The organism is Gordonia sp. OPL2 (assembly GCF_003797825.1).
Lineage (GTDB): Bacteria > Actinomycetota > Actinomycetes > Mycobacteriales > Mycobacteriaceae > Gordonia.
The window spans coordinates 1-462 of sequence record NZ_RKME01000077.1; the positions used below are offsets into that span (position 1 = coordinate 1).

The following is a 462-nucleotide window of genomic DNA, read 5'->3' on the forward strand; positions in this document are numbered from 1 at the left end:
TACCAGGGCTCGACCCCGCAGTCGATCATCGACTACATCAACGCGGTCGGTCAGCGCACCTTCCACGCCTGGCGCACCGAGCTGGGCTGGGCGCGCGACTCGCGCAACGACTACTTCATGCCAACGCGCGGCACCTACCAGCGCATCGGCCTGGAAACCACGCTGCCGGGTTCGACCATCGAGTACTACAAGCTGAACTACCAGATCAGCAAGTACTGGCCGATCATGCCGTCGCTGGTGATCAACACCCGCGCGGAAATCGGCTACGGCGATGCCTACGGCAACGACTACACCCGTACGCTGACCAATCCGGATGGCACCACCCGCACCGTCACCGCCAGCGGCCTGCCGTTCTTCGAGAACTTCTACGCCGGTGGCACCAACTCGGTGCGCGGCTTCGAGGACAACACCCTCGGCCCGCGCGAAGTCACCACCGGTTATCCGGAAGGCCAGCCGCTGGGT

At 64.5% G+C, this 462-nt stretch carries 1 protein-coding gene; it reads left to right on the forward strand.

The features are described 5' to 3' along the window. The coding region (locus tag EEB19_RS26350) for a BamA/TamA family outer membrane protein (protein WP_187590284.1) at nt 1-462 on the forward strand (462 nt) is incomplete at both ends.